Here is a 21,892-nt window from a genome sequence, read left to right on the forward strand (position 1 = left end):
TTAATGACCTATTGTTTTACCAGTTCAAAAAATAAGTTTACTTCAACATCTTTGGCTACCCCGGCACCGGTGGGATCATATTTAATTCCATAATCTAAACGGTTCACTGTGAATTTTGTCTGGAAGCCCATCACTTCTTTTCCCTGCTGGTTTTTCGTAACCCCTCCAAATGTTACCGGCACCGTAATTTCTTTTATGGTTTCCTTAATTTTCAAGGTTCCTTTCAATGTGTATGAATTATTCTTGTCTTTAGTAATAGACGTACTGTGAAAGCTTATTGCCGGATATTTGTCCACATCAAAAAAGTCCGGGCTTTTAAGATGCTTATCTCTCATCTCTACTCCTGTATTGATGGAATTTACTTCCACTCCGAAATCAAAAACAGCATTATCTAAATTGGCACCTTCAGAGGTCACTCTTCCTTTAAAGGTATCAAACCGCCCCTGTACGAAACTGATTCCCATATGTTTGATCGTAAAGTTTACCGAAGAATGCATAGGATCTGCAGACCATTCGGTCTGGGCAAACCCCAAAACACTTAATAGTGTAAATACGAAGGATAAAAATACTTTTTTCATAGTACTATATTTTTGTTATTTTAATTGAAGTAAAGATATATAAAATGATGTTTAGTATTGATATCTATTAGTTTTTAATCTTAGCCGAAATGATTCTGGAATAAACAATATCAAAAAGACATACGAAAATAAAAATCACTATTGAATTGATGTACAACAGTAAATCTATAAGGTGATGATCTGAATTCTCAATAAAATAGGCAAACGGATGAGCTCCGGACAGCATCAACATCAACAAATAAAGAATTTCAAACAAAACAGCTGCTTTCCATATGGAATTGTAGCTCCTCCTGAATATCAATACCGTGATAAAAGCAATAACACTAATAATCAGTGATCCGACAAGAACTGCCGTTGAAAGCATTCCAAATTGGCTGTTGGGCAACCTGAGAAATTCTCCGCTCCAATAGGCAAGCTGGGTGTTGAGAAAACTCATCACCACAAATACTGCCAGACATTTCAGAAGAACATTTTTCATGTCTGAAAATTAATTAAAATTCTGAAAGGACATTCATTTTTTTTAACTTCGCAGTATGGCAAAACTGAAAACAGCATATTTCTGTCAAAACTGTGGAACCCAATATTCCCAATGGATGGGACAGTGTAAAAACTGTGGGGAATGGAATACTCTTGTAGAAGAAGTTGTTGAGAAAACTTCTTCTAAAACTCCCCCATTTTCAAAATCCAAACAGCATGTCATCAACATTATTGAGGTTGAAACCAGTGAAGAGCCCAGAATAAAAACACCTTCCGAAGAACTGAACCGTGTGCTGGGCGGCGGCATTGTGCTGGGCTCCGTAACGCTGATCGGAGGAGAACCCGGCATCGGAAAATCTACCCTTCTGCTTCAACTGGCCTTAAAGATGAAGAAAAAAATCTTCTACGTTTCCGGGGAGGAAAGTGCCTCGCAGATTAAGATGAGAGCGGACAGGCTTACTGATGTTCAGAACCCCAACTGTTTTCTTTTTACTGAAACTTCATTGGAAAAAATTCTCCATGAAGCTAAAAAACTGGAACCGGATTTCATGATCATCGACTCCATCCAAACCCTTCAGTCCCAACTGATAGAAAGTTCACCCGGAACCGTTTCCCAGATCAGGGAATGTTCCAATGAGATTATAAAGTTTGCCAAGGAAAACAACACCCCCGTTTTCCTGGTAGGCCATATCACAAAAGACGGCCAGATTGCAGGCCCGAAAGTTCTGGAGCATATGGTAGATGTGGTTTTGAATTTCGACGGGGATAGAAATCATCTTTTCAGACTTTTAAGAGCCAATAAAAACCGTTTCGGATCTACTTCCGAGATCGGAATTTATGAAATGGTCTCTCAGGGTTTAAAAGAAATCAAAAATCCTTCTGAAATACTTATCACAAAAAAATTTGAAGAACTCTCCGGGAATTCAGTAGCTGTAACCCTGGAAGGAAACCGTCCGATGCTCCTGGAAATTCAGGCATTGGTAAGTACCGCTGTTTATGGTACTCCGCAGAGAAGCTCTACCGGATTCGATGCCAAAAGACTGAACATGCTTCTGGCTGTTCTGGAAAAACGTGCCGGATTCCAGCTTGGTGCCAAAGACGTCTTTTTGAATATTACGGGAGGCATAAAAACGGATGATCCCGCTTTAGATCTGGCTGTGGTAGCTTCTATCCTGTCTTCCAATGAAGATATTGCCATTTCCGAGCACTTTTGTTTTGCAGGAGAGATAGGATTAAGCGGTGAAATCCGTCCAGTGGCCCAGGTTGAACAGAGAATTACAGAAGCCGAAAAATTAGGCTACGAAAAAATATTTGTCTCAAACCTCAACAAAATTCCGAAAAGAAAATTTGGAATTAAAATTGAGGAGGTAAGCAAAATTGAGGACTTCCACGAAAGAATATTTTAAAGGAATTGACATGTACAGATCGGTCATTCACATATAATTTATACCTTTAATGTATGAATTATTTGGCCCATTCTTTTCTTTCCTTTACCGACGGACAGATCGTAGGACAGTTTCTTGAGGATTTTATCCGTAACAAAGACCGCTATTCTTTTCCCAAGGATATTCAGGACGGAATTACAATGCACAGGGCAGTGGATACATTTACCGATTCCCATCCCGCCATTCACGAAGCTAAAAAGGTATTTTCCCCTTTGGTAAGGCTGTATGCCGGAGCTTTTGTAGACGTTGCCATGGATTATTTTGTAGCCACAGACCTCTCCCTGAACTCCCTCGCTGAATGGAAAGCCCACTCGTTGCGGGTATACAGAGTGCTGCACGAACATAAAGAATGGCTTCCTGAGAACTTCAAAAAAATGCTGGCTAAAATGGAGCAAGACGACTGGTTGTACAATTACCGTGAAGACTGGGGCATCAAATTTAGCATGCGGAATGTTCTTAATAAGGCCAGATACCTGAATCCGGATATCCCTGTTTTCGAAGCATTTCTGGAAAACAAACCATTTCTTCAGGAATGTTATGATCATTTTTTTCCTGACCTTCTGACGCACGCCAAAGGAGTCAACTCACTGATTCAAATGGATAATAAATGAAAAACACTTACGCTCCTGTAAGTGTTTTTAACAATTTGTGTTGTTAGAATCTACTGTATTGAATGTTGTGAATGGGAACTTTCACAATACATTGTACTTGTATCCGCTTTGATCAGGTTCCGTTACTTTGACTACTGTTTAATTATAAATTTAGAACAATTAGACTAATCCCTACTTAAACAATTCAATTTTTTTGGACCAATAACTTTTGACAGGTGTTAAAATTAAAATTTTCGTGAAAATTCTAATTTAATAAACTATTAATTAAAAATTAATTATCCTAATTAGCTTAACACAAATATAATTTATTTTAAAGAAAAAACAAATACAATATTCATTAATTAATAAAATATTGCTATAAATATATTATTAACAATAAAATAAATCATGTGTTGAAAATTTACAATTAAAAATAATTCTAAAAAGGATACAAATTAAAATTATTAATCAATAAGTAGTGATTTAATATTCAATAAATTCTAAATTTAATCTTGAAAGTCAGATAATGGAAATTTAGTACTGCCTGTACAGGTAACGGTTCGGATAGGTAAGCTTCTCACTTTTCCTTTCACCATTAACAATTAAATGAACGATATTGATCTGGTCATCGAAAAGATTATACAGGAAACTGACTGCAGCTTCTACTTTTTTAGGAGCAGCTACTGTTTCAGATTCAAGGTAGATGTTCACTGATTCATTGTCTTCTTCATACCCCACATAATTTACTTTCAGGAATTTGCCGTCAGCTTTTAATTTTAAATATTCTGCACAATATTTTTCAAGAGCTTCATTAAGCTTAGCTTTATATTTCTCATCATTGAAATGAAAGGAGCCTCCATATTTCTTCGCCAGGCCGTTTTCCAGATCATCCAGAAAAAATCTGCCGGTAATCTCAAAGGATTTTGACCTGGTACTATAATTAATTTCTACAGAACCTACATGATAAGGATGCTTCGCCTTCGAAAAAGAGAATAAAAAAAATAACGGTAACAAAAACAGCCATAAATTCTTCATAAGTCCTGATCTTTAAAATTTGTTCGAAATTAATCATTATTTTCGTAAGCATTATTTTTTTACTTATGATGCAGGATTTTCTATTCTATTTAAACCTTGGCTGGGAACATATTATTTCTCTTGATGCCCTTGATCATCAGCTATTCGTCCTTGCTCTGATTGCAGTATACTCTTACAGTGACTGGAAAAAAATCCTGGTTCTTGTAACCGCATTCACAATCGGGCACTCGATTACCCTGGCATTGAGCATCCTTGATGTTTTCAGGGTTCCTTCCGACTGGGTTGAATTTCTAATTCCGCTTACCATTGTCCTTACTTCCCTGGACAATATTCTGATGAAGAATAAAAAACAGACGCTTATGCGGTCCAATTATTATCTCGCAGCCATCTTCGGACTTATTCATGGGATGGGTTTTGCGAATACAGCAAGGGTAATGATTGCCAAAAGCCAGAGTATTGCCATTCCACTTTTAGGTTTTAACATCGGGCTGGAATTGGGACAAATTGTTATTGTATTAGCCATTCTTATCGTCTTGTTCATTTTGCTGAGCATTTTTAAGGTGAATAAAAAAGACTGGATTCTGTTTGTATCCTCTGGGGTGTTTGCCCTGTCTTTAAAAATGACTTTGGAAAGAATTCCTTTTTAAGTTTGAAACATTTCTAATATTTCAACTACTTATTATTATCTTTGATAACTATTAAATCAATCCGGTAATGAAATTAAAAGCAGCCCTACTTTCATTTTCTGTATTTGCTTATACAGGCTTCACCGCACAAAATATTCAGAATAACCCTGGCAGTAACCACGGAAACAGGTTCGAACAGCTTGGCACCATTCTTCCTACTCCCAATATTTACAGAACAGCTTCGGGAGCTCCCGGACAGGGATACTGGCAGAACAAAGCCGACTATGATATCACAGCTTACCTTGATGAAGACAAAAGAAATCTAAAGGGTTCGGAAACCATTACCTACTACAACAATTCTCCGGATGATCTGGATTATATCTGGCTACAGCTGGATGAGAATGAACAATCCAATGTTAAAAATGCAGGCTTTGCATTCCCTTCTACCCTTCCGGCTTCTTCTAATGACCAGCAACTGAAAGTCACCGAACTTCCGGAAAAGGATAACGGCTATGGCGTAAACCTGGAAAAAGTGACCGATGCCTCAGGAACTCCTTTGAAATACACGGTGAACAAAACGATGATGCGTATTGATCTGCCGAAAGTATTAAAAAAAGGTGAAAAACTGGTCTTCAAAATAGACTGGAATTATAACATTCCGAACAGAATTAAAATGGGCGGCCGCGGCGGTTATGAAAATTTCGCAGAAGATGGAAATGATCTGTATACTATGACTCAGTGGTATCCAAGGATGTGTGTATACAGCGACTTCCACGGATGGCAAAACCACCAGTTTACCGGACGCGGTGAATTTGCACTCGTATTCGGAAACTTCAAAGTTTCAATGAATGTACCTGCAGATCATATCGTAGGTGGAACGGGTGAATGTAAAAACTACGAGCAGGTTTTAACTTCTGACCAGATGTCAAGATACAGAAAGGCTGAAAGTGCTGCTGAACCTGTTGAAATCGTAACCCTGGATGAAGCGAAAAAGGCTGAAAAAAACCATTCCAAACAGAGAAAAACATGGGTATTTGCAGCGAATGACGTAAGGGATTTTGCGTGGACCTCATCCAGAAAGTTTGTCTGGGACGGAATGCGCGTTACCATTCCTGAAAACAATAATAAAGTGATGGCCATGAGCTTCTATCCGAAAGAATCTTATGCCCTTTACAGAAAATATTCAACCAAAGCTGTTGCCCACACAATTAAAACCTATTCCGAATTCACCATTCCTTATCCATATCCTGTTGCACAGTCTGTAGAAGCTGCCAACGGAATGGAATATCCGATGATCTGTTTTAATTATGGAAGAACAGAAAAGGACGGGACTTATTCTGAAGGAACCAAGAACGGAATGATCGGCGTAGTGATCCATGAAGTCGGACATAATTTTTTCCCGATGATCATCAACTCAGATGAAAGACAATGGAGCTGGATGGACGAAGGATTAAATACCTTCACGGAATATCTTACAGAAGAAAAATGGGACAATAAATTTCCGTCAAAAAGAGGTCCGGCATGGACTATTACAGATTATATGAAGCTGCCGAAAGACCAGCTGGAGCCGATCATGAGTAATTCTGAAAACATTATTCAGTTTGGTCCTAACGCTTACTCAAAGCCTGCTACAGGTTTAAATATCCTGCGTGAAACGATCATGGGAAGGGAACTTTTTGACAAAGCTTTTAAAACATATGCCAAAAGATGGGCATTCAAACATCCTGAACCTGCAGATTTCTTCCGTACCATGGAAGATGCCAGTGGTGAAGACCTCGATTGGTTCTGGAGAGGATGGTTCTACGGTACAGATCCTGTAGATATTGCCATCGACAAAGTGACTATTGCAACCCCGGACCTCAATACACCTCCAAGGGAAGCCAAAGAAACAAAATATAAGGTAGATAAACCTCTTCAGAATTCTTTTGAAGATATTTCAAAGATCAGAAACAGGGAGGATAAGAACATCAAGTTCTACGTAGATCAGGACAAAGATCTGCAAGACTTCTATTACAGGTATGACAGAGGACAGGAAAAAGTAGACAATGACAAAGAATATACTGTAAAAACAGACGCAGGAATCCCTCTGGACACCAAGGATAAGGAAAAGTTCAAAAACCTTACGGGCTACCAGATCGATTTTGTCAACAAAGGCGGGCTGGTTATGCCAATTATTCTTGAATTCACTTTTGAAGACGGATCAAAACTGTATGACAAATCATCTGCACAGATCTGGAGACAGAATGAACAGAAAGTTTCAAAAACTTATTATTTTGATAAAAAAATAAAGTCGATTCAACTTGACCCGATGAGGGAAACTGCGGATATTGATACTTCTAATAATGTATGGAGCAGCAGCGGAACGGAAGGACCGGTCTCAAAATTCCAGCTGTTTAAGCAGAAACAGGGAGCCGGACCGGTAAGAGGAGGTGCCAGTGGAAAGGTAAACCCGATGCAGGCCGAAAGAAAATCATAACATAATAAAAGGTTGCCCTATTTGAGGCAGCCTTTTTTATTGAATTTGCCAGATGAATCTATCATTAATCATTTTGGCTAAAGCCGTTTTCATTCCCAAATTATTAAGCGGGCTAAAGCCCGCCCCTATTGAATATTTCATCCTGTTTCCAAAAAATCTGCGTAATCCGTGTAATCTGTGAGAGAATTTTTAATGCAAAGTTTTTACTCTTTTGAAAACATTTTAGAGTGCAAAGAGTGAATCAGTTTTTCAAATTGATCTGACGAAGCTACCGATATAATTAATTCAGGTAAGCTTTTAAAGAATTCTTATAGGTCCTTCCAAGCGGAAGCTTCTCTCCATCCTTAAGATACACATGAGCCGTATCGTATGAACTGATATGGGAAGACAGAACAATATAAGATTTATGAATTCTGATGAATCCCAGGTTTTGAAATTTTTCTTCAAAATTCGACATCCGGTCGAGAATCATATACTTTTTCAAATGGGTCACCAGAATGATATATTCCCCGAATCCCTGCACCCATCGCACATCATCCAGAAGCACTTTGTTCATTACGTAATTGGATTTGAACATAATAAAATCTTCTTTTTTCTGCTGTTCCGCCGAGTTTTTAAACTGAAGGAAATCTTTGGCCTTGTTAATCGCTTTCCGGAATGTTTCAAAGTCCACGGGCTTTACAAGATAATGAACCACATCCAGTTCAAAAGCTTTGACAGCATATTGGGTTTCCAGGGTAAGAAAAATGCATAATGGTTTATAAGTCAGCTGGCGTAGGAGCTCAATTCCATTCATATAAGGCATATTGATATCCAGAATCACAAGATCCACCTTATTCTGTTGAAGATAGCCCAATGCTTCTTCCGGATCCTGGAAAACCTTTAACAGATCTGCACCTTCTATCTGTTCACAGTATTTCTGGATCAGCTGGAGAGCCGGATATTCATCATCTACACTTACGATCGTCAGATTAGCCATTACAGTTTTATTTTTAAAATAGTCTGATAGTTATTGTTTTCTGCAGGTTCGGAGATAAAAGTAAATCTTCCTGCATAGTTTTTTTCCAGAATATTGATTACGGCTTCATTTCCTAAGCCGCTGTCATTCATATTCCCGACAAGATTCTTTTTCCCGGATACGGAATTTCTTATCTCATATAAAAGTTCCTGATCTTTTATTCTATAGCTTATATGAATATAGCTGCCCTCTTCTATTCCCACCGCTGAATGTTTCAGGGCATTTTCAAACAGAGTAAGGCATACGGAAGGCGGAATATCAATTAAATCCAGAGTTTCTTCATCTTCAATATTAAAAGTTATATTCAATACATTATTATACTTTAGCTGATACAATCCTGCAAGCGATTGAATCGATGAAAATTCCTGAGCCATACTGATTTTCTCCTTGCTGGTATCATAAATCACATACTGAAGCAGCTTACTGAGCTGTAATATAGATTCTGAGGTATTTTCTGAGGGCTGGAAACTTTTGGAATAAATATTATTGAGGGTGTTCAGCAAAAAATGAGGATTCATTTTAGATTTCAGGAGGTCCAGATACAGCTGGTCTTTTTCTTCGCCAAGATCTTTAAAATCCTGTTCAATCAGGAATTTATCTTTTGTAATGCCTAGAAATGAAGCAACAAGTATCACAATTCCCTGTGCTGTATATACATTATATAAGAATTTGGTATTGGAAAGGTTCTCATTGAAATTCATACTAAAAACCGCAGGCTCCAGCAGAATTCTGAAAAGGCTGGAGACCAGAAAAGTGATCAGCGCAAAGAGAATGAATTCAGGATATTTATTGGAAAGATAAAATTCCGGGACCAGATAAAAATAGACAAGACTGTAAATTCCGATATTAAAAATAATGACCGATAAAACACTCCAGATCAACTCCGGAGTATCCAAAAAGTAGTTTTCCGTAAAAAAAGTGATGATCAGAAAGACCAAAAGGAAAAAAATATGCTGAAACTTCAGCAAAAATCCCCAATGATACTCCATCAGCCTTTTTAAAACTTTAGGATTAAACAAAATCCTGAAAACCAGCAATATAAATACAATATTTACAATCAGAAACATCTAAAAAGCTTCATTTTCAATCTTTCAAATATACCATCTTTTTCAGCCCGGCGTGCAGTTCACTGATAAAAACTGTCATTGATTGAAAAATAAATCCGCGGCTGGATCTTATAAATATATTTGAGACATCAGGATGTTAACTCAATATTACATGAAAATTAAATTCAAATTAATCATTATTTTGCTGCTTGCTTTAACCTCGCAAGTTCATGCCCAAAGCCGTGACAACTACAATATGTGGTTCCAGTATCTGATGTCGGCAAGACTAACAGATAAGAGTACGCTTACCGCTCTGTCGCAATACCGTTCCTTTGATCTCGCTTACGACACTAGGCTTTTCCTTGTATCTGCCTATATAGATTACGAAGTTGCCCATGAAGTAAAGCCTGCTGCCGGATTTATGTTCCTGGTACTGGATTCCTATAAATCTGACAATACCAAAAAAGAGAGGTACGAAAAAAGGCCTTTCCAGCAGGTGACACTGGGAGGCAATATCGGAAGAACTTCTGTTTCACACCGCTTTCGTGTGGAAGAAAGGTTTATAAGCAATCCCAATGACTTCATCGTCAGGCTCCGGTATCTTATTTCTCTCAGAATTCCTTTTAACAGTACAGGAGAGAAGGAAAAACTGTATGGTATTCTGAAAGATGAGATAAGAATGAATGTAGTGAAAGAGGATCCGTTCGACAGTAACCGTTTAACGGCTGGCATCGGGGTTAAAGTGGGAAAAAATTCTGCTATTGAAGTTGCGTTTATCAATCAGCTGGAAACCGGATCTACAAGCAACTACGGCTACATTGGCTACAGAAACAGCTTCGACTGGAGAAAAAACAAAAATAAATAACTATAAAACCAATCATCTATGCTTACCTTCCTTGGATTTCTTATGATCCTGATCTTCATGGTTCTGATCATGAACAAAAAAATGACTCCGCTCACAGCTTTGGTCATCGTACCTGTAACCATAGCTCTTTTTGCAGGTTTTGGGCCTGAGCTGGGAGACATGATGAAAAACGGTGTTAAAGAAATCGCCCTTACAGGTGTAATGCTGATTTTTGCTATCCTGTATTTCAGTTTAATGATAGACACGGGCCTGTTTGAGCCCTTAGTGAATATAATTTTAAAAGCTGTTGGGGACAATCCCATCAAAACCACAATAGGAACGGCTGTTCTTACGGCATTGGTCTCGCTGGACGGCGACGGCTCTTCCACTTATCTGATTGTAGTGGCTGCCATGCTTCCGCTTTACAAAAAACAGGGCATGAACCCGTTAATTCTTACCTGCATTATTATGCTTGCCGGACAGATTATGAATATTCTTCCATGGGGAGGCCCTACAGCCAGGGTAATGAGTTCTCTTAAGCTGGGACATACAGAAATTTTTGTTCCTATGATTCCTATTATGACGATAGGCATCCTGTGGGTAATTTTTGTAGCTTACATTTTAGGAAGAAAAGAGAAAATAAGGATTGCCAAACATGGAAAATTCACCAATTACAACAACAATGATATCATTGGTGAAGCAGATCCCAAACTCCGCCGTCCCAAACTGATCCTGATCAATCTCGCTCTTACAATCACCCTTCTGGTAGTGATGATCCTTGACATTGTTCCTTTGGGAATAGCTTTTATGATTGCATTCTGTCTGGCTTCCATTATCAATTATCCAAAGCTGAAAGATCAGCAGAAAATTATTTCAAAGCATGCCGGGAATGCATTATCTGTAGCCGGAATGATCTTCGGGGCCGGGATCTTTACCGGAATTCTGAATGGCTCAGGCATTATGCAGGCTATGGGAAACAGCATGATAGAAATAGTACCGAAAAGCTGGGGAGGTTACCTGAATATTGTCACCGCTCTGTTCAGCATTCCTCTTACTTTTTTCCTGTCCAATGATGCCTATTATTTTGGAATACTTCCTATTATTGTTGCTACCGGACATCAACTGGGTATCTCGCCGGAAATATTGGGGAGGGCAAGCCTTATTGGCCAGGGATCTCACCTTCTGAGCCCATTGGTTCCGTCAACCTATTTACTGGTTTCATTGGCTGGTGTAGAGTTTTCGGATCATTTGAAATATACTTTAAAATGGGCTCTGGGTTCTTCTATTGTGATGCTTCTTGCAGCACTGATTTTAGGAGTTATTTAGGATTCGTTAATTATCATTATATTTCGGAGATATAATATGCGATGGCTTTTATACGACAGTATATTTTTTTCAGATGAACTTTTTTGATACAAAGAAAACATTCACAGGAAGATATTTAAAAAATCTTACCTTTTATGTATTTGCCGCCATTCTCGGTGGAGTGCTTACAGGATATTATGCGCCTGGGGTAAGCATCAGGCTGGGAATGGTGAGCAGGTATTTTTTTATGGTTCTTGAAATGCTCATCCTTCCCATTATTTTCATGGCGATCATGTACGGGATCTGCCAGCTTTCCGGGATCAAAAATGCAAGGAGCATTGTATGGAAAACGATTCTGTATTTTCTGATCATAAGTTCTATCGCGATCATTTTAGGGATTGTTTTCGGGATTGCTGTAAAACCGGGAGCCGATACCGGAATTGATCCTTCCAGGATCAGTACATCTCTTCCCAGAACTTTTGAAATCAATGATACCAGTTTATCAGGCAGGTTGTACCTCAACAGGCATGGGATTTTCCTTATCACTTCAATTGTAGCCGGAATTTTAATGAACATTTCTAAAGGAAGGGAAAAATTCCTGAATATATTAGATCGCGGCATTAAGATTTTTTACACGGTAATCAAATATCTTTACATCATTCTTCCGGCTGTTATTTTCTGCAACATTGCTTATGGAATTGCCGTGTATGGTATTAATACTCTCCTACCTCTCAGTAAAGTAGTGGCGACGGTTTACCTTGCCGATATTGTCTTTATTTTCGGAATTTTAGGCGCCGTTGCTTATCTGTTTAAAATACGGTTGTGGAAATTTTTATTGGGATTAAAAGAAGAGATTATCCTTGTAATCACCACATCTTCTTCAAAAACCGCATTCCCGTTGATTTTTGAAAAAATGGAATCCGAAGGCTACAACATGAAGGTGTTAAGGTTTGTAATTCCTTTGGGATACAATTTTAATCTTTCCGGAGCCTGTATTTATATTTCCGTTACCTGCTGCTTTCTTATCCAGTTTTATAATATTTCATTGACCATCACCGATTATCTGTGGCTTTTGCTCATTATTTCTGTAACCTCAAAAACGGCTTCGGGTGTTCCGGGCTCAGGATTTCTTGCCCTTATTTTCACGCTGAACAGGTTTGGAAAAATTCCTCTTACGGATATTGCCCTTCTTTACAGCGTAGACCGCTTTATGAATGAAGCCAGATCCGTGACGAATTTTATCAGTATTGCTATTTCCGGGGCTGTGATTTCTAAAATCAATTCGTCTTCAAAAAATAATGACATTCAATGATATCTATTAAATCTATAAATTTGAGGTCAAAATAATTAATGATCATGAAAAAGATTATAGGTACATGTTTACTTACCTCTGCAATACTATTGAATGCCCAGGAAAAACCTACATATCCTGAATTGACTGCAAATACAAAAAGAGTAGATTTAAAACTTCCAAAAATCGAAAATGAAAAAGATTATAAAGTGGAAGTTCGCTTTGGGTTAGAAATTAATGTTTCAGAATGTGAAGATCCTAAAGATTTTACTTTTAACAAACAAAATTTAAAGCACGAATATGGACTGCCTAATTATAGGTACGAATATTATTCAGTTGCAGAAAACCAACCCATAGAAATCTTCAGTGCAAATAATCCAGGTAACTGTGATAAAAACAAAAAAACAGTAAAAAAGATTTTAAGTTCCCAAAATATTTTCATGGAATATAATGGATATTTCTCCACTCCTTTTTTCATTCCAAAAAATTGGACTGTCGAATACAAATTATGGAAAATCGATGGGGAATTCAAGACAGCCAAATAAAATTACCCACGTAATATTTCAATAGAACAGGAAAATATTTCAATCAAATCTCAAAGAAGACAAATAAATGTAACATTATGATAACCAAGTCTACTTATCATAATAAAAAATCATGAAAACATTTCTTGTTCTTTTATTGGTAAGCAGCATTCATTTATTTTCGCAGAAACTGCTTACGCCGAACAATATCAGTATAGATTCTAAACTCATCAAAGACGAAGTCTCTGAAGCCGCCTGGTATGCCGAAAATGCAGGAACCAAAATAGAAATTGGAAGCATTATCACCGAGTTAAAGAAATTAAACAAAACAGATCTGCTCATCAGAACTACCGTAAAGCTGAAACAGGCCCCGGATGCTAAATGGACCGATTCCACGATTGTAAAAACAGCTAATTTTGAACCGGTTTATCATTCCTCTTTTAATACAATGAGAGATATGGTTTTAAAATCAGGTAAGACTAAAGTAACAGGATATTATCTGGATAAGAAATCCCAAAAAAAGGACAATATTGACATCTCGGCAACAGATTACTTCGACAGCAGCAGCTACCCTATGGCTATACGCTTCTTGCCTTTAAAAGAAAATTATACGGCCGACCTGTCTGTTTTCGACTATAATCCGGATGCTAAGAAAGGACTTATAAAAGCATACATACTGGACATCAAAAAAACGGATTACGACGGTAAAAAAGTCTGGGCTGTAAAAACTACGGATGACATCAGAGATAAGACAACAATTGTCACTTATTATATTGACTCTGAAACCAGAAAAATTCTGAAGCAGGAAATCGACCTCGGAGGAAAGAAAATGACCTTGGAAACCATCAGATAAATAATCTGTAAAGCTGACCACAACGATAAGCTTTCTTTTTTAAATCATATTATATTATTTAAAAAACATATTTAATACACTGGTTATCAAAACATAAACAACAGATATTAATCTACAAACAGTGAATAGCATATTCATATTTTTCCTATCTTTGAATAACACTTACATCAAATCGTCAAAAATCCTGATTGACATTAAATGTTCAGGAATATGAAAACAAATTAAAATATTAATCATGAAAAATGCTAAATCATTAAGCAGAGAGGCCCAAAAATCCATCGTTGGAGGTGCGGCCAGAGTTGTTTGCTGCGAATGGAACGACCAGGGAAAATGCATCCTTTGGATCGGGCCGGGACAGTACTGCCCTTAATTCACAGAATTATTAGAGTTAAATACAAAAAGCCGGAAGTTTTCCGGCTTTGTCTTTTTATTTTTTCTGCCAAATTTTCACACTCGAAAATAAAATTCTGCCATTTCATCCATAGCTGCCTCATGGCATACATTTAGAGAATTATAACAGAGAATTAATTAAAAAATAAATATATTATGTCAGTAAACTTTAAACCATTAGCAGACAGAGTTTTGATCGAGCCGATCGCTGCAGAAACTAAAACAGCTTCAGGTATTATTATTCCGGACACCGCAAAAGAAAAACCACAGGAAGGTACAGTAGTAGCAGTAGGTCCAGGAAAAAAAGATGAGCCTACAACTGTTCAGGTAGGTGACAAAGTTCTTTACGGAAAATATTCAGGTTCTGAGCTAAAATTGGAAGGGAAAGATTACTTAATTGTAAAAGAAGGAGATCTTTTAGGAATCATCGGGTAAAAAGCAGTAGGCATTAGGCGATAAGCAATAGGCAATGAGAGACTACAAAAGATATGACGTTTGGAAACTTGCCCACGAGTTGGTAAAAGAAATTTACATCATTTCTGAAAACTTTCCAAAATCGGAGCTTTTTGGTTTAACCTCTCAAATAAGGAGATCATCAGTCTCTATTCCAACAAATATTGCAGAAGGCTGCGGAAGATCTACAGACAAAGAATTTGCAAGATTTTTAGAAATAAGTATTGGTTCAACCAACGAAACCGAATATTTACTTTTACTTTCCTGCGATTTGGGTTTCTCTTCCGAGGACCAACTAATAAGCCTCAATCCAAAACTGAATTTAATCAGACAAAAAATCATACAACTTAGAAAAAAATTATTAAATAATAATTAACAGCTTCCAGGCAAAAGCTTACTGCTTATTGCCTGAAGCTTAAAGCTTAACATTATGGCAAAAGAAATAAAATTCGATATTGAATCAAGAGACGCTTTAAAAAGAGGTGTTGATGCATTGGCTAATGCAGTAAAAGTAACTTTAGGACCAAAAGGAAGAAACGTAGTGATTGAAAAATCTTTCGGAGCTCCTCACGTAACTAAGGACGGTGTTTCTGTAGCGAAAGAAATCGAACTTGAAGACAGAGTAGAAAATATGGGAGCGCAGATGGTAAAAGAAGTGGCTTCCAAAACCAATGATATTGCAGGAGACGGTACTACTACCGCTACTGTACTGGCACAGGCTATCGTAAGAGAAGGTCTTAAGAACGTAGCTGCAGGTGCTAACCCTATGGACTTGAAAAGAGGGATCGACAAGGCAGTAACTGCAGTTGTTGAAAACCTAAAATCCCAGTCTCAGGAAGTTGGAGATTCTACAGATAAAGTGAAGCAGGTTGCTTCCGTATCTGCTAACAACGACGAAACAATCGGTGCTTTGATCGCTGAGGCTTTCGGAAAAGTAGGTAAAGAAGGGGTAATTACTGTAGAAGAAGCTAAAGGTATCGATACAACGGTAGATGTTGTAGAAGGTATGCAGTTCGACAGAGGATATCAGTCTCCTTACTTCGTGACCAACCCTGAGAAAATGGTAGCTGAAGTAGAAAATCCTTACATCCTTTTGGTAGAGAAAAAAATCTCTTCTATGAAAGAATTGCTTCCGGTTCTTGAGCCGATTGCACAGGGTGGTAAATCTCTATTGATTATCTCTGAAGAAGTGGAAGGTGAAGCTTTAGCTACTTTAGTAGTAAACAAATTAAGAGGTTCTCTTAAAATTGCTGCTGTAAAAGCTCCTGGATTCGGAGACAGAAGAAAAGCAATGCTGGAAGATATCGCGATCTTAACAGGCGGACAGGTTATTTCTGAAGAGCAAGGTTTCACAATGGAAAACATCTCTTTGGATATGCTTGGAACTGCTGAGAAAGTAACTATCGATAAAGACAACACAACGATCGTAAACGGTGGTGGTGACGAAGCTAAAATCAAAGGAAGAGTAGCTCAGATCAAAGCTCAGATGGAAACTACAACTTCTGATTACGACAGAGAAAAACTACAGGAAAGACTGGCTAAATTAGCCGGTGGTGTTGCCGTACTTTACGTAGGTGCAGCTTCTGAAGTGGAAATGAAAGAGAAAAAAGACAGAGTAGATGATGCGCTTCACGCTACAAGAGCAGCAGTTGAAGAAGGTATCGTTGCAGGTGGTGGTGTTGCTTTGGTAAGAGCAATCTCAGCTTTGGAAAACCTTACAGGAATCAATGCTGACGAAACTACAGGAATCAGAATCGTGAAAAGAGCGATCGAGGAGCCATTAAGACAAATCGTTGCCAACGCAGGTGGTGAAGGTTCTGTAATCGTTGCTAAAGTAGCGGAAGGAACTGGAGACTTCGGATACAATGCTAAAACTGACGAGTATGTAAACATGCTTGAAGCAGGAATCATTGACCCTACGAAAGTAACAAGAGTTGCCCTTGAAAATGCAGCTTCTGTTTCAGGAATGCTTTTAACCACTGAATGTGTAATTACTGAAGTGAAAAAAGACGAGCCAGCTATGCCAATGGGTGGTGGAATGCCAGGAATGATGTAACAGGGTGTCGCTGAGACAATTTAATATACTAACCGCTCTATTTTCATAGGGCGGTTTTTTGTTTAAATTATGGTTTTCTGTAAGGAAATATTATCCAAATATTTTAAATTTGTAGCAAAGACCAAATTTGTAGAAATAATAAGATCTTTACCTTATAACTAGGGAAACTTGTAAGTTTAATTAAAAGAATTGCTAATAAAATAGCTTTATACACTCAACACAAATCTAATATTACGTATGAAATTCAATGAAACTTCTAAAAATACAATCCACCATGAATATGGCAATTTTCTGATTGAATTTGAACAATTAGTTTTAACAATCAAAATCACAATTATAGCATTATTTGGAATTCAGGGCCTTAAAGACCATAATTATTTAAGGATAGTTTTGCAAGATCAAACCGCTTATCCTCTTAATGCAAAACTCAGGAGTTTAATGTCCCATTACTATAAAGATGAAGATAAAAAGTTTAAAATTATTGATAGGCTTTTTATTTTAGTTAATGATATAATTGAAAAAAGAAACTTTATTGTACATGGCACATCTTTTATTTATAGTACAAATATAGATTCTGACTTAATAAAAGATAAAATTGGAAAATTTGGAATCAAAGTAGAAGAAGAAAAATTAACAGTTGAGTCACTAGCAGAGTTAACTAAAAAAGTTAAACTAGCAGAAAGAAAGTTTAACAACTTAACGCTCTGTATATATGAACCTGATAGAGATTTAAATAAATATTTCTCAAATGAACAGCTAGATTTACTAAAAGTATAATTACACGTTCTTCTGTAAATCAAATTTTTAAGTAACCTAATTCATGGAAAAAATATATGTTTCGCTTGTCAAAATTTAATTTTTAGTAGAATTTGGTTAGCACTTCGTCAATACTTTTCCCATTAACAGAAATTCATGAAAAAACCGACCTCACAAGAATTAGAAATTGAATATAAAGATTCTCATTCAAAATTTGAAAGACTGCACAATTCATTAATAGACCAATTAAATGAATTATTAAAGACGCAAAATATAAAGCTAGGGTTTCCTATTCAATCAAGAATTAAAGACTATGATTCTTTACTTAATAAAATAGAAAATGGAAGATTTAATTTAAAAAAGTCAATTTTTGAATTACAGGATATAATTGGTTTTAGATTTATTCTCCTGTTTAATAAAGACATATCCATAATCGAAAAGCATATAAAAGAAAATTTAAATGTAATTAAAAAGTATAATACTTCAGATAAATTACTGGACAATCAGTTTGGTTATTCATCATTACATTATATAGTTAAAATACCTGATACCTGGGCAAATGTGCCAACTTTTAAAGGTTTAGAAAATATTCAAGTTGAAATTCAAATAAGAACAATTTCTCAACATATATGGGCAGAAGCATCAAATAATTTACAATATAAAAATGTAGAAAGTGTTCCTAAAGAAGTAAGCAGATCAATTAGCAGAATTTCAGCACTTTTAGAAACTATAGATTTTGAATTTGATAGACTTCTAATTGAACGTGATAAATACAAACAAACAGTAAAAAACATTGAAAATAGTGAAATTTTAAATGTAGATATTCTAGAAAACATCCTTGATAATAAATTGCCAATGTTAAACAAGAAGAAAGGCGAGCCTTTTTCACAATTAATCATCGATTTAAAAGAATTTGGAGTAACTACTATTAAACAACTTGAATCACTTATAGCCGAAAATTATAGTCAAATAATGAAAAATGATTTACAAATGGTACAAGATTTAATAACAAGTGGTGAAACAAATGAAAGATTAAGTTCGGGTATTTATTATTCACATGTTGGATTAACAAGGGAAGCATTATTTGTCAAATTTGGTGAAGATTGGACAAAATATAATACAAGTAGATACAAAAAGCGATAAGGTTTAAACATCGGTTTGGCGAAATACGGGCTAAGAGAAAAATTCAAAATTTCCGTATCCTTATTCTCCAAAATCTGTTCACTTTTGTTTTTTTATTATAAGTTTTACCCAAAGGCTTACAATTGGCTCTGTTTTGAGCTGAATTAAACTTTCACTCAATCCAATACCAAACTATTGCAAAGCCTCGACCTTTATTCTATTAACGGATTTAATAAATAAAAAGAAAGTCCCAACTCTCGTTAGGATTTTTTTTTATTTTTATTTTTAAATTCTTTTTGTAGATCTTCAATCTCTCTTTCAATCTTTTTTAATTCTTTGTCAGTTAGCTTTGTAAATAAAAATAACATATCAATTTCAAAAAAATTACAAAGTTTAACAAGGTTTTCTATTGTTGGATTGGTTTCAGCCCGTTCAATTCTACCAACGTGATTACTTGATAGATTAAGTTCATTTCCAAGTTGGAACTGTGAAAGATTTTTCTTTAGCCTATGTAATTGAATAAGCTTTCCAATTTGAAATTTTAATTCTTCAATGTCCCATTTATACATAAGGTAAATTTTAGACTTTCTAAAGTTTCTCATCAACACATATATGTGTTGTATTATTTTTTTTATTATATTTGTAAAATAAGCTACAAGAAATGTAGCTTTGCGATACTTCAACGAATATTAGAAGCTATTGCTTAGAATCTCGATCTGAAAACTGGTAATTTTTAAACATGCGAGACGATAAGCTAGAAGCTCACGACCTAGGCGTGGGCTCTCTTATCTGCATGTAAGGTATACCAGTACCTCAGATCGGATATTGTAGAGTCTCATGCCGTTTTTATTTTCATGCTGTTCTGTTTTTCTACAACCATCTTTTTCTAAGCCTGCTTTACAACATAAAGTATCATGATACGGTACAATGGGGTGTACAATCCATTGCGGCTTTAGGGCTTTTAGAAAAACACAAATTCTATCATATTCATTAGGCTTGTATGGGAAGGAAGTTCAGGCGGGCTTCTTCCTTTACAGCCAGTAAAATCGTACAGTAAAAAATACAAAATCATGAAAAAAAACAGAACAGACTTTCAGTCCCGGCTTGGGAAAGGCCGGAAGAAACATTGCGGCACACAGCTAATGGAAAACTATTTTAAGCTCAATGACTTGACAGCATCCAAAGAGCTGCTAAACGATATTATAAGTTATGCGGTAAAAAGAAATAGCTGGATAAAAGAACATCCGTCCGTTATCCTTCATTTTCAGCAGGCAATACGGTCATTCATTCGTGCAGGCTACCTCATTGCACTACAGGAAAAGAAAACAGCCACAACTACCCAGCTGGAAGGTATTTCTCCGTTGGTTCTTGGCCTGCTTTCGGAGAAGGAATTCCAAAATCCTCTGTTGGTATTTAGAAAAGCCTTCAAAGAATACAGCGTAAAAGAATTTGATTATTTCATGTCCGGAATGGTCTATTTCTCACTGGGAATCTATGACCATCTCCCGGAAAGAAATATGATAAGCCCGTACATTCACCTAAGCAAAATGCTGGATGCAGCGTACCTTATTCTTGAAAGAAGAGAAAAAAATTAAAGCTTTTAAAATCACACAAAAGTGTTATTCCAGAATTTAAATTACGTTGATACATTTGGTAGAAACCGATAAGCCGAAAACGGACAGAGTAGGCATAATTTAAATTTAAAAAAATGAGTCAATTTAACAGTACTATTCACTTAATAGGAAGACACCCCGAAATCGCAAGAAATGAAGATTTTATACAATGGAACAGGATTCATGGATCTCAAATCTGGCACGAAACAGAACCGGATTCCGAAGGAATTTTTGATATTATTATTCAATCCCCTGATAAAAATGACATAATTGCATTCCATGTAAAACAAAGCAAAAATCAGAATGAAACTGAAATAAAATCAGAAATTCTTGAACATAAGACTTTTGATCTGTTAAACTCAAAATCAAATCGGCTATTCAGTTTAATTGAGGCCAATCGGGTTGCTAAAAGTAAAGAGAATATTCTTGCCATAAGACCCAAAATAGATTGGACCCAAAATGAAGTTAACTGGGAGATTGATCTTCTTGAAAACCAGACAGTCGAAAAATACATTTCGAACAATAATCAACTAATTAAAATCAATACCCTACAATTGCCTGAAAAAACTACCCTTTCAACAACTGCACTTGGGTATAATGATTGGCTTGAAGAAAATGAATTACACCATTTAAACAAATACAGAGCTCTGGCATCACAATGGGGCGGTCCGGCAATTACTGTTACTGATAAAGTATTCCGAATATTTCTAAAAACTAAAGAAAAAATGCTTTATGATGGTAACATCATTCATATTGGTGAGTTTACTTGGGCAGATAATCTGATAATTGATCAATTAGGCTATCGAGGTATTTGCGATGAATGGGCTGTTATCCAAATAACAATGTTAAGAGCGTTGGGCATTCCTTCTGTCTTGAAATTCCTCACTTTTAATTACAATGGAAAGCCTGCCGCCCATGCGTGTGTAGAATGGTTAGATAATGGAACCTGGAAACACCTTGATGCCCTGTGGAATGCCTATGACAACAAATCTATTTATAGACAAAACGGAGCAACAAATGTCATGGTAATGGATGCCAATTCTCCTAAAGACAGTGCATATAATGGCAATGCCTGGGGAGTTCCAGATATCAATGGAGATGGTAAACTTTATCCTTATGGTGATTTTATTATAAATCCTGCCTACCCAGGTAATCAAAGACCTGGTTATAGTTATTAAGCAATTTCAAAGAGATCACAATACAAATTCTAAAAAAATAGATAAAATTAACCAAGATAGTTAATTATCCATACTGGTGTGAGTTTCTCACTGAGAATCAATCAATTTAAAAAATCTTTTCAAAAAACATTAAACCGCTCTATTTTTAAAGGGCGGTTTTTTGTTTTTGAATTTCCATAAAATTACACAAAAGGGTAATTGACAGGCGGCGGCTTA

The 21,892-nt window shown here is 36.4% G+C and carries 23 protein-coding genes; 17 read left to right on the plus strand and 6 right to left on the minus strand.

Going from position 1 to position 21,892, the window contains the following annotated elements; all coding sequences use genetic code 11:
- Nucleotides 1-8 precede the first annotated feature (8 nt).
- Nucleotides 9-578 (minus strand): YceI family protein, encoded by a 570-nt coding sequence (locus tag ACM40_RS09920; RefSeq protein WP_048502631.1) that lies wholly within the window; start codon nucleotides 576-578, stop codon nucleotides 9-11.
- Nucleotides 579-645: 67 nt separating this feature from the next.
- Nucleotides 646-1,056 (minus strand): hypothetical protein, encoded by a 411-nt coding sequence (locus tag ACM40_RS09925; protein ID WP_048502632.1) that lies wholly within the window; start codon nucleotides 1,054-1,056, stop codon nucleotides 646-648.
- 55 nt (nucleotides 1,057-1,111) lie between these two features.
- On the opposite strand from ACM40_RS09925, the gene radA reads away from it, so the two are divergent.
- Together radA and ACM40_RS09935 are read left to right on the plus strand one after the other, a co-directional pair.
- Nucleotides 1,112-2,461, plus strand: a complete 1,350-nt coding sequence (gene radA / locus ACM40_RS09930; protein WP_048502633.1) for a DNA repair protein RadA — start codon at nucleotides 1,112-1,114, stop codon at nucleotides 2,459-2,461.
- 53 nt (nucleotides 2,462-2,514) lie between these two features.
- On the plus strand, nucleotides 2,515-3,111 hold the full coding sequence (locus ACM40_RS09935) for an ACP phosphodiesterase (RefSeq protein WP_048502634.1): 597 nt from the start codon (nucleotides 2,515-2,517) through the stop codon (nucleotides 3,109-3,111).
- A gap of 513 nt (nucleotides 3,112-3,624) precedes the next feature.
- On the opposite strand, the gene ACM40_RS09940 is transcribed toward ACM40_RS09935, so the two are convergent.
- Nucleotides 3,625-4,125, minus strand: coding sequence for a DUF6702 family protein (locus tag ACM40_RS09940; RefSeq protein ID WP_048502635.1), 501 nt, complete (start codon nucleotides 4,123-4,125; stop codon nucleotides 3,625-3,627).
- A 68-nt stretch (nucleotides 4,126-4,193) separates the two neighbouring features.
- Here ACM40_RS09940 and ACM40_RS09945 point away from each other — a divergent pair, with 68 nt between their 5' ends.
- Both ACM40_RS09945 and ACM40_RS09950 read left to right on the plus strand, forming a co-directional pair.
- Complete coding sequence (locus ACM40_RS09945; protein WP_048502636.1) at nucleotides 4,194-4,772, plus strand: HupE/UreJ family protein; 579 nt, start codon at nucleotides 4,194-4,196, stop codon at nucleotides 4,770-4,772.
- A gap of 67 nt (nucleotides 4,773-4,839) precedes the next feature.
- Nucleotides 4,840-7,227 carry a M1 family metallopeptidase gene (locus ACM40_RS09950; protein WP_048502637.1) on the plus strand — a complete coding sequence of 796 codons (2,388 nt, stop codon included), beginning with the start codon at nucleotides 4,840-4,842 and terminating at the stop codon, nucleotides 7,225-7,227.
- Nucleotides 7,228-7,507: 280 nt separating this feature from the next.
- Here ACM40_RS09950 and ACM40_RS09955 read toward each other — a convergent pair whose 3' ends face one another.
- Both ACM40_RS09955 and ACM40_RS09960 read right to left on the minus strand, forming a co-directional pair.
- Nucleotides 7,508-8,206, minus strand: coding sequence for a LytR/AlgR family response regulator transcription factor (locus tag ACM40_RS09955; protein ID WP_048502638.1), 699 nt, complete (start codon nucleotides 8,204-8,206; stop codon nucleotides 7,508-7,510).
- Nucleotides 8,206-9,312 carry a sensor histidine kinase gene (locus tag ACM40_RS09960; RefSeq protein ID WP_228376162.1) on the minus strand — a complete coding sequence of 369 codons (1,107 nt, stop codon included), beginning with the start codon at nucleotides 9,310-9,312 and terminating at the stop codon, nucleotides 8,206-8,208. The genes ACM40_RS09955 and ACM40_RS09960 overlap by 1 nt, the downstream gene beginning before the upstream one ends.
- 151 nt (nucleotides 9,313-9,463) lie before the next feature.
- On the opposite strand from ACM40_RS09960, the gene ACM40_RS09965 reads away from it, so the two are divergent.
- The 11 genes from ACM40_RS09965 to ACM40_RS10010 all read left to right on the plus strand — a co-directional run bounded on the left by ACM40_RS09965 (nucleotide 9,464) and on the right by ACM40_RS10010 (nucleotide 18,906).
- Complete coding sequence (locus tag ACM40_RS09965; protein WP_048502639.1) at nucleotides 9,464-10,156, plus strand: DUF2490 domain-containing protein; 693 nt, start codon at nucleotides 9,464-9,466, stop codon at nucleotides 10,154-10,156.
- Between the two features lie 18 nt (nucleotides 10,157-10,174).
- Nucleotides 10,175-11,461 carry a CitMHS family transporter gene (locus ACM40_RS09970; RefSeq protein WP_048502640.1) on the plus strand — a complete coding sequence of 429 codons (1,287 nt, stop codon included), beginning with the start codon at nucleotides 10,175-10,177 and terminating at the stop codon, nucleotides 11,459-11,461.
- A gap of 73 nt (nucleotides 11,462-11,534) precedes the next feature.
- Nucleotides 11,535-12,752, plus strand: a complete 1,218-nt coding sequence (locus ACM40_RS09975) for a cation:dicarboxylate symporter family transporter (RefSeq protein WP_048502641.1) — start codon at nucleotides 11,535-11,537, stop codon at nucleotides 12,750-12,752.
- Nucleotides 12,753-12,796: 44 nt separating this feature from the next.
- On the plus strand, nucleotides 12,797-13,276 hold the full coding sequence (locus tag ACM40_RS09980) for an ecotin family protein (RefSeq protein ID WP_165579297.1): 480 nt from the start codon (nucleotides 12,797-12,799) through the stop codon (nucleotides 13,274-13,276).
- A gap of 112 nt (nucleotides 13,277-13,388) precedes the next feature.
- Nucleotides 13,389-14,108 (plus strand): hypothetical protein, encoded by a 720-nt coding sequence (locus ACM40_RS09985; protein ID WP_048502643.1) that lies wholly within the window; start codon nucleotides 13,389-13,391, stop codon nucleotides 14,106-14,108.
- A gap of 235 nt (nucleotides 14,109-14,343) precedes the next feature.
- Entirely contained in the window at nucleotides 14,344-14,478 is a 135-nt protein-coding gene (locus tag ACM40_RS20835) for a hypothetical protein (RefSeq protein ID WP_260542430.1), read from the plus strand.
- Nucleotides 14,479-14,654: 176 nt separating this feature from the next.
- Nucleotides 14,655-14,933 carry a co-chaperone GroES gene (gene groES, locus ACM40_RS09990; protein WP_040997294.1) on the plus strand — a complete coding sequence of 93 codons (279 nt, stop codon included), beginning with the start codon at nucleotides 14,655-14,657 and terminating at the stop codon, nucleotides 14,931-14,933.
- A 34-nt stretch (nucleotides 14,934-14,967) separates the two neighbouring features.
- Nucleotides 14,968-15,327 (plus strand): four helix bundle protein, encoded by a 360-nt coding sequence (locus tag ACM40_RS09995; protein ID WP_048502644.1) that lies wholly within the window; start codon nucleotides 14,968-14,970, stop codon nucleotides 15,325-15,327.
- 54 nt (nucleotides 15,328-15,381) lie between these two features.
- Nucleotides 15,382-17,007, plus strand: a complete 1,626-nt coding sequence (gene groL, locus ACM40_RS10000; protein WP_048502645.1) for a chaperonin GroEL — start codon at nucleotides 15,382-15,384, stop codon at nucleotides 17,005-17,007.
- Between the two features lie 237 nt (nucleotides 17,008-17,244).
- Complete coding sequence (locus tag ACM40_RS10005) at nucleotides 17,245-17,784, plus strand: hypothetical protein (RefSeq protein ID WP_048502646.1); 540 nt, start codon at nucleotides 17,245-17,247, stop codon at nucleotides 17,782-17,784.
- Between the two features lie 135 nt (nucleotides 17,785-17,919).
- Nucleotides 17,920-18,906, plus strand: a complete 987-nt coding sequence (locus tag ACM40_RS10010) for a GTP pyrophosphokinase family protein (protein WP_048502647.1) — start codon at nucleotides 17,920-17,922, stop codon at nucleotides 18,904-18,906.
- Nucleotides 18,907-19,145: 239 nt separating this feature from the next.
- Here the strand turns inward: ACM40_RS10010 and ACM40_RS10015 are convergent, their stop codons facing one another.
- A complete protein-coding gene (locus tag ACM40_RS10015; RefSeq protein ID WP_048502648.1) occupies nucleotides 19,146-19,454 on the minus strand; it encodes a helix-turn-helix domain-containing protein in 309 nt (102 codons plus the stop codon).
- Between the two features lie 501 nt (nucleotides 19,455-19,955).
- Here ACM40_RS10015 and ACM40_RS10020 point away from each other — a divergent pair.
- Nucleotides 19,956-20,480 carry a hypothetical protein gene (locus tag ACM40_RS10020; RefSeq protein WP_048502649.1) on the plus strand — a complete coding sequence of 175 codons (525 nt, stop codon included), beginning with the start codon at nucleotides 19,956-19,958 and terminating at the stop codon, nucleotides 20,478-20,480.
- Nucleotides 20,481-20,593: 113 nt separating this feature from the next.
- Nucleotides 20,594-21,676, plus strand: coding sequence for a transglutaminase-like domain-containing protein (locus ACM40_RS10025; protein WP_048502650.1), 1,083 nt, complete (start codon nucleotides 20,594-20,596; stop codon nucleotides 21,674-21,676).
- Nucleotides 21,677-21,892: the final 216 nt, after the last annotated feature.

The organism is Chryseobacterium sp. BLS98, assembly GCF_001045445.1.
In the GTDB taxonomy this organism is placed as follows: domain Bacteria; phylum Bacteroidota; class Bacteroidia; order Flavobacteriales; family Weeksellaceae; genus Chryseobacterium.

Bases quoted from the DNA above. Each gene is read 5' to 3' on its own strand.
- ACM40_RS09955 (WP_048502638.1), bottom strand. From the start codon at position 8,206: ATGGCTAATCTGACGATCGTAAGTGTAGATGATGAATATCCGGCTCTC.
- groES (WP_040997294.1), top strand. From the start codon at position 14,655: ATGTCAGTAAACTTTAAACCATTAGCAGACAGAGTTTTGATCGAGCCG.
- ACM40_RS09995 (WP_048502644.1), top strand. From the start codon at position 14,968: ATGAGAGACTACAAAAGATATGACGTTTGGAAACTTGCCCACGAGTTG.
- ACM40_RS09945 (WP_048502636.1), top strand. From the start codon at position 4,194: ATGCAGGATTTTCTATTCTATTTAAACCTTGGCTGGGAACATATTATT.
- radA (WP_048502633.1), top strand. From the start codon at position 1,112: ATGGCAAAACTGAAAACAGCATATTTCTGTCAAAACTGTGGAACCCAA.
- ACM40_RS09985 (WP_048502643.1), top strand. From the start codon at position 13,389: ATGAAAACATTTCTTGTTCTTTTATTGGTAAGCAGCATTCATTTATTT.
- ACM40_RS10005 (WP_048502646.1), top strand. From the start codon at position 17,245: ATGAAATTCAATGAAACTTCTAAAAATACAATCCACCATGAATATGGC.
- ACM40_RS10025 (WP_048502650.1), top strand. From the start codon at position 20,594: ATGAGTCAATTTAACAGTACTATTCACTTAATAGGAAGACACCCCGAA.
- ACM40_RS09940 (WP_048502635.1), bottom strand. From the start codon at position 4,125: ATGAAGAATTTATGGCTGTTTTTGTTACCGTTATTTTTTTTATTCTCT.
- ACM40_RS09950 (WP_048502637.1), top strand. From the start codon at position 4,840: ATGAAATTAAAAGCAGCCCTACTTTCATTTTCTGTATTTGCTTATACA.
- ACM40_RS09920 (WP_048502631.1), bottom strand. From the start codon at position 578: ATGAAAAAAGTATTTTTATCCTTCGTATTTACACTATTAAGTGTTTTG.
- ACM40_RS09970 (WP_048502640.1), top strand. From the start codon at position 10,175: ATGCTTACCTTCCTTGGATTTCTTATGATCCTGATCTTCATGGTTCTG.
- groL (WP_048502645.1), top strand. From the start codon at position 15,382: ATGGCAAAAGAAATAAAATTCGATATTGAATCAAGAGACGCTTTAAAA.
- ACM40_RS10015 (WP_048502648.1), bottom strand. From the start codon at position 19,454: ATGTATAAATGGGACATTGAAGAATTAAAATTTCAAATTGGAAAGCTT.
- ACM40_RS09925 (WP_048502632.1), bottom strand. From the start codon at position 1,056: ATGAAAAATGTTCTTCTGAAATGTCTGGCAGTATTTGTGGTGATGAGT.
- ACM40_RS10020 (WP_048502649.1), top strand. From the start codon at position 19,956: ATGAAAAAAAACAGAACAGACTTTCAGTCCCGGCTTGGGAAAGGCCGG.
- ACM40_RS09965 (WP_048502639.1), top strand. From the start codon at position 9,464: ATGAAAATTAAATTCAAATTAATCATTATTTTGCTGCTTGCTTTAACC.
- ACM40_RS09980 (WP_165579297.1), top strand. From the start codon at position 12,797: ATGAAAAAGATTATAGGTACATGTTTACTTACCTCTGCAATACTATTG.
- ACM40_RS20835 (WP_260542430.1), top strand. From the start codon at position 14,344: ATGAAAAATGCTAAATCATTAAGCAGAGAGGCCCAAAAATCCATCGTT.
- ACM40_RS09975 (WP_048502641.1), top strand. From the start codon at position 11,535: ATGAACTTTTTTGATACAAAGAAAACATTCACAGGAAGATATTTAAAA.
- ACM40_RS10010 (WP_048502647.1), top strand. From the start codon at position 17,920: ATGAAAAAACCGACCTCACAAGAATTAGAAATTGAATATAAAGATTCT.
- ACM40_RS09960 (WP_228376162.1), bottom strand. From the start codon at position 9,312: ATGTTTCTGATTGTAAATATTGTATTTATATTGCTGGTTTTCAGGATT.
- ACM40_RS09935 (WP_048502634.1), top strand. From the start codon at position 2,515: ATGAATTATTTGGCCCATTCTTTTCTTTCCTTTACCGACGGACAGATC.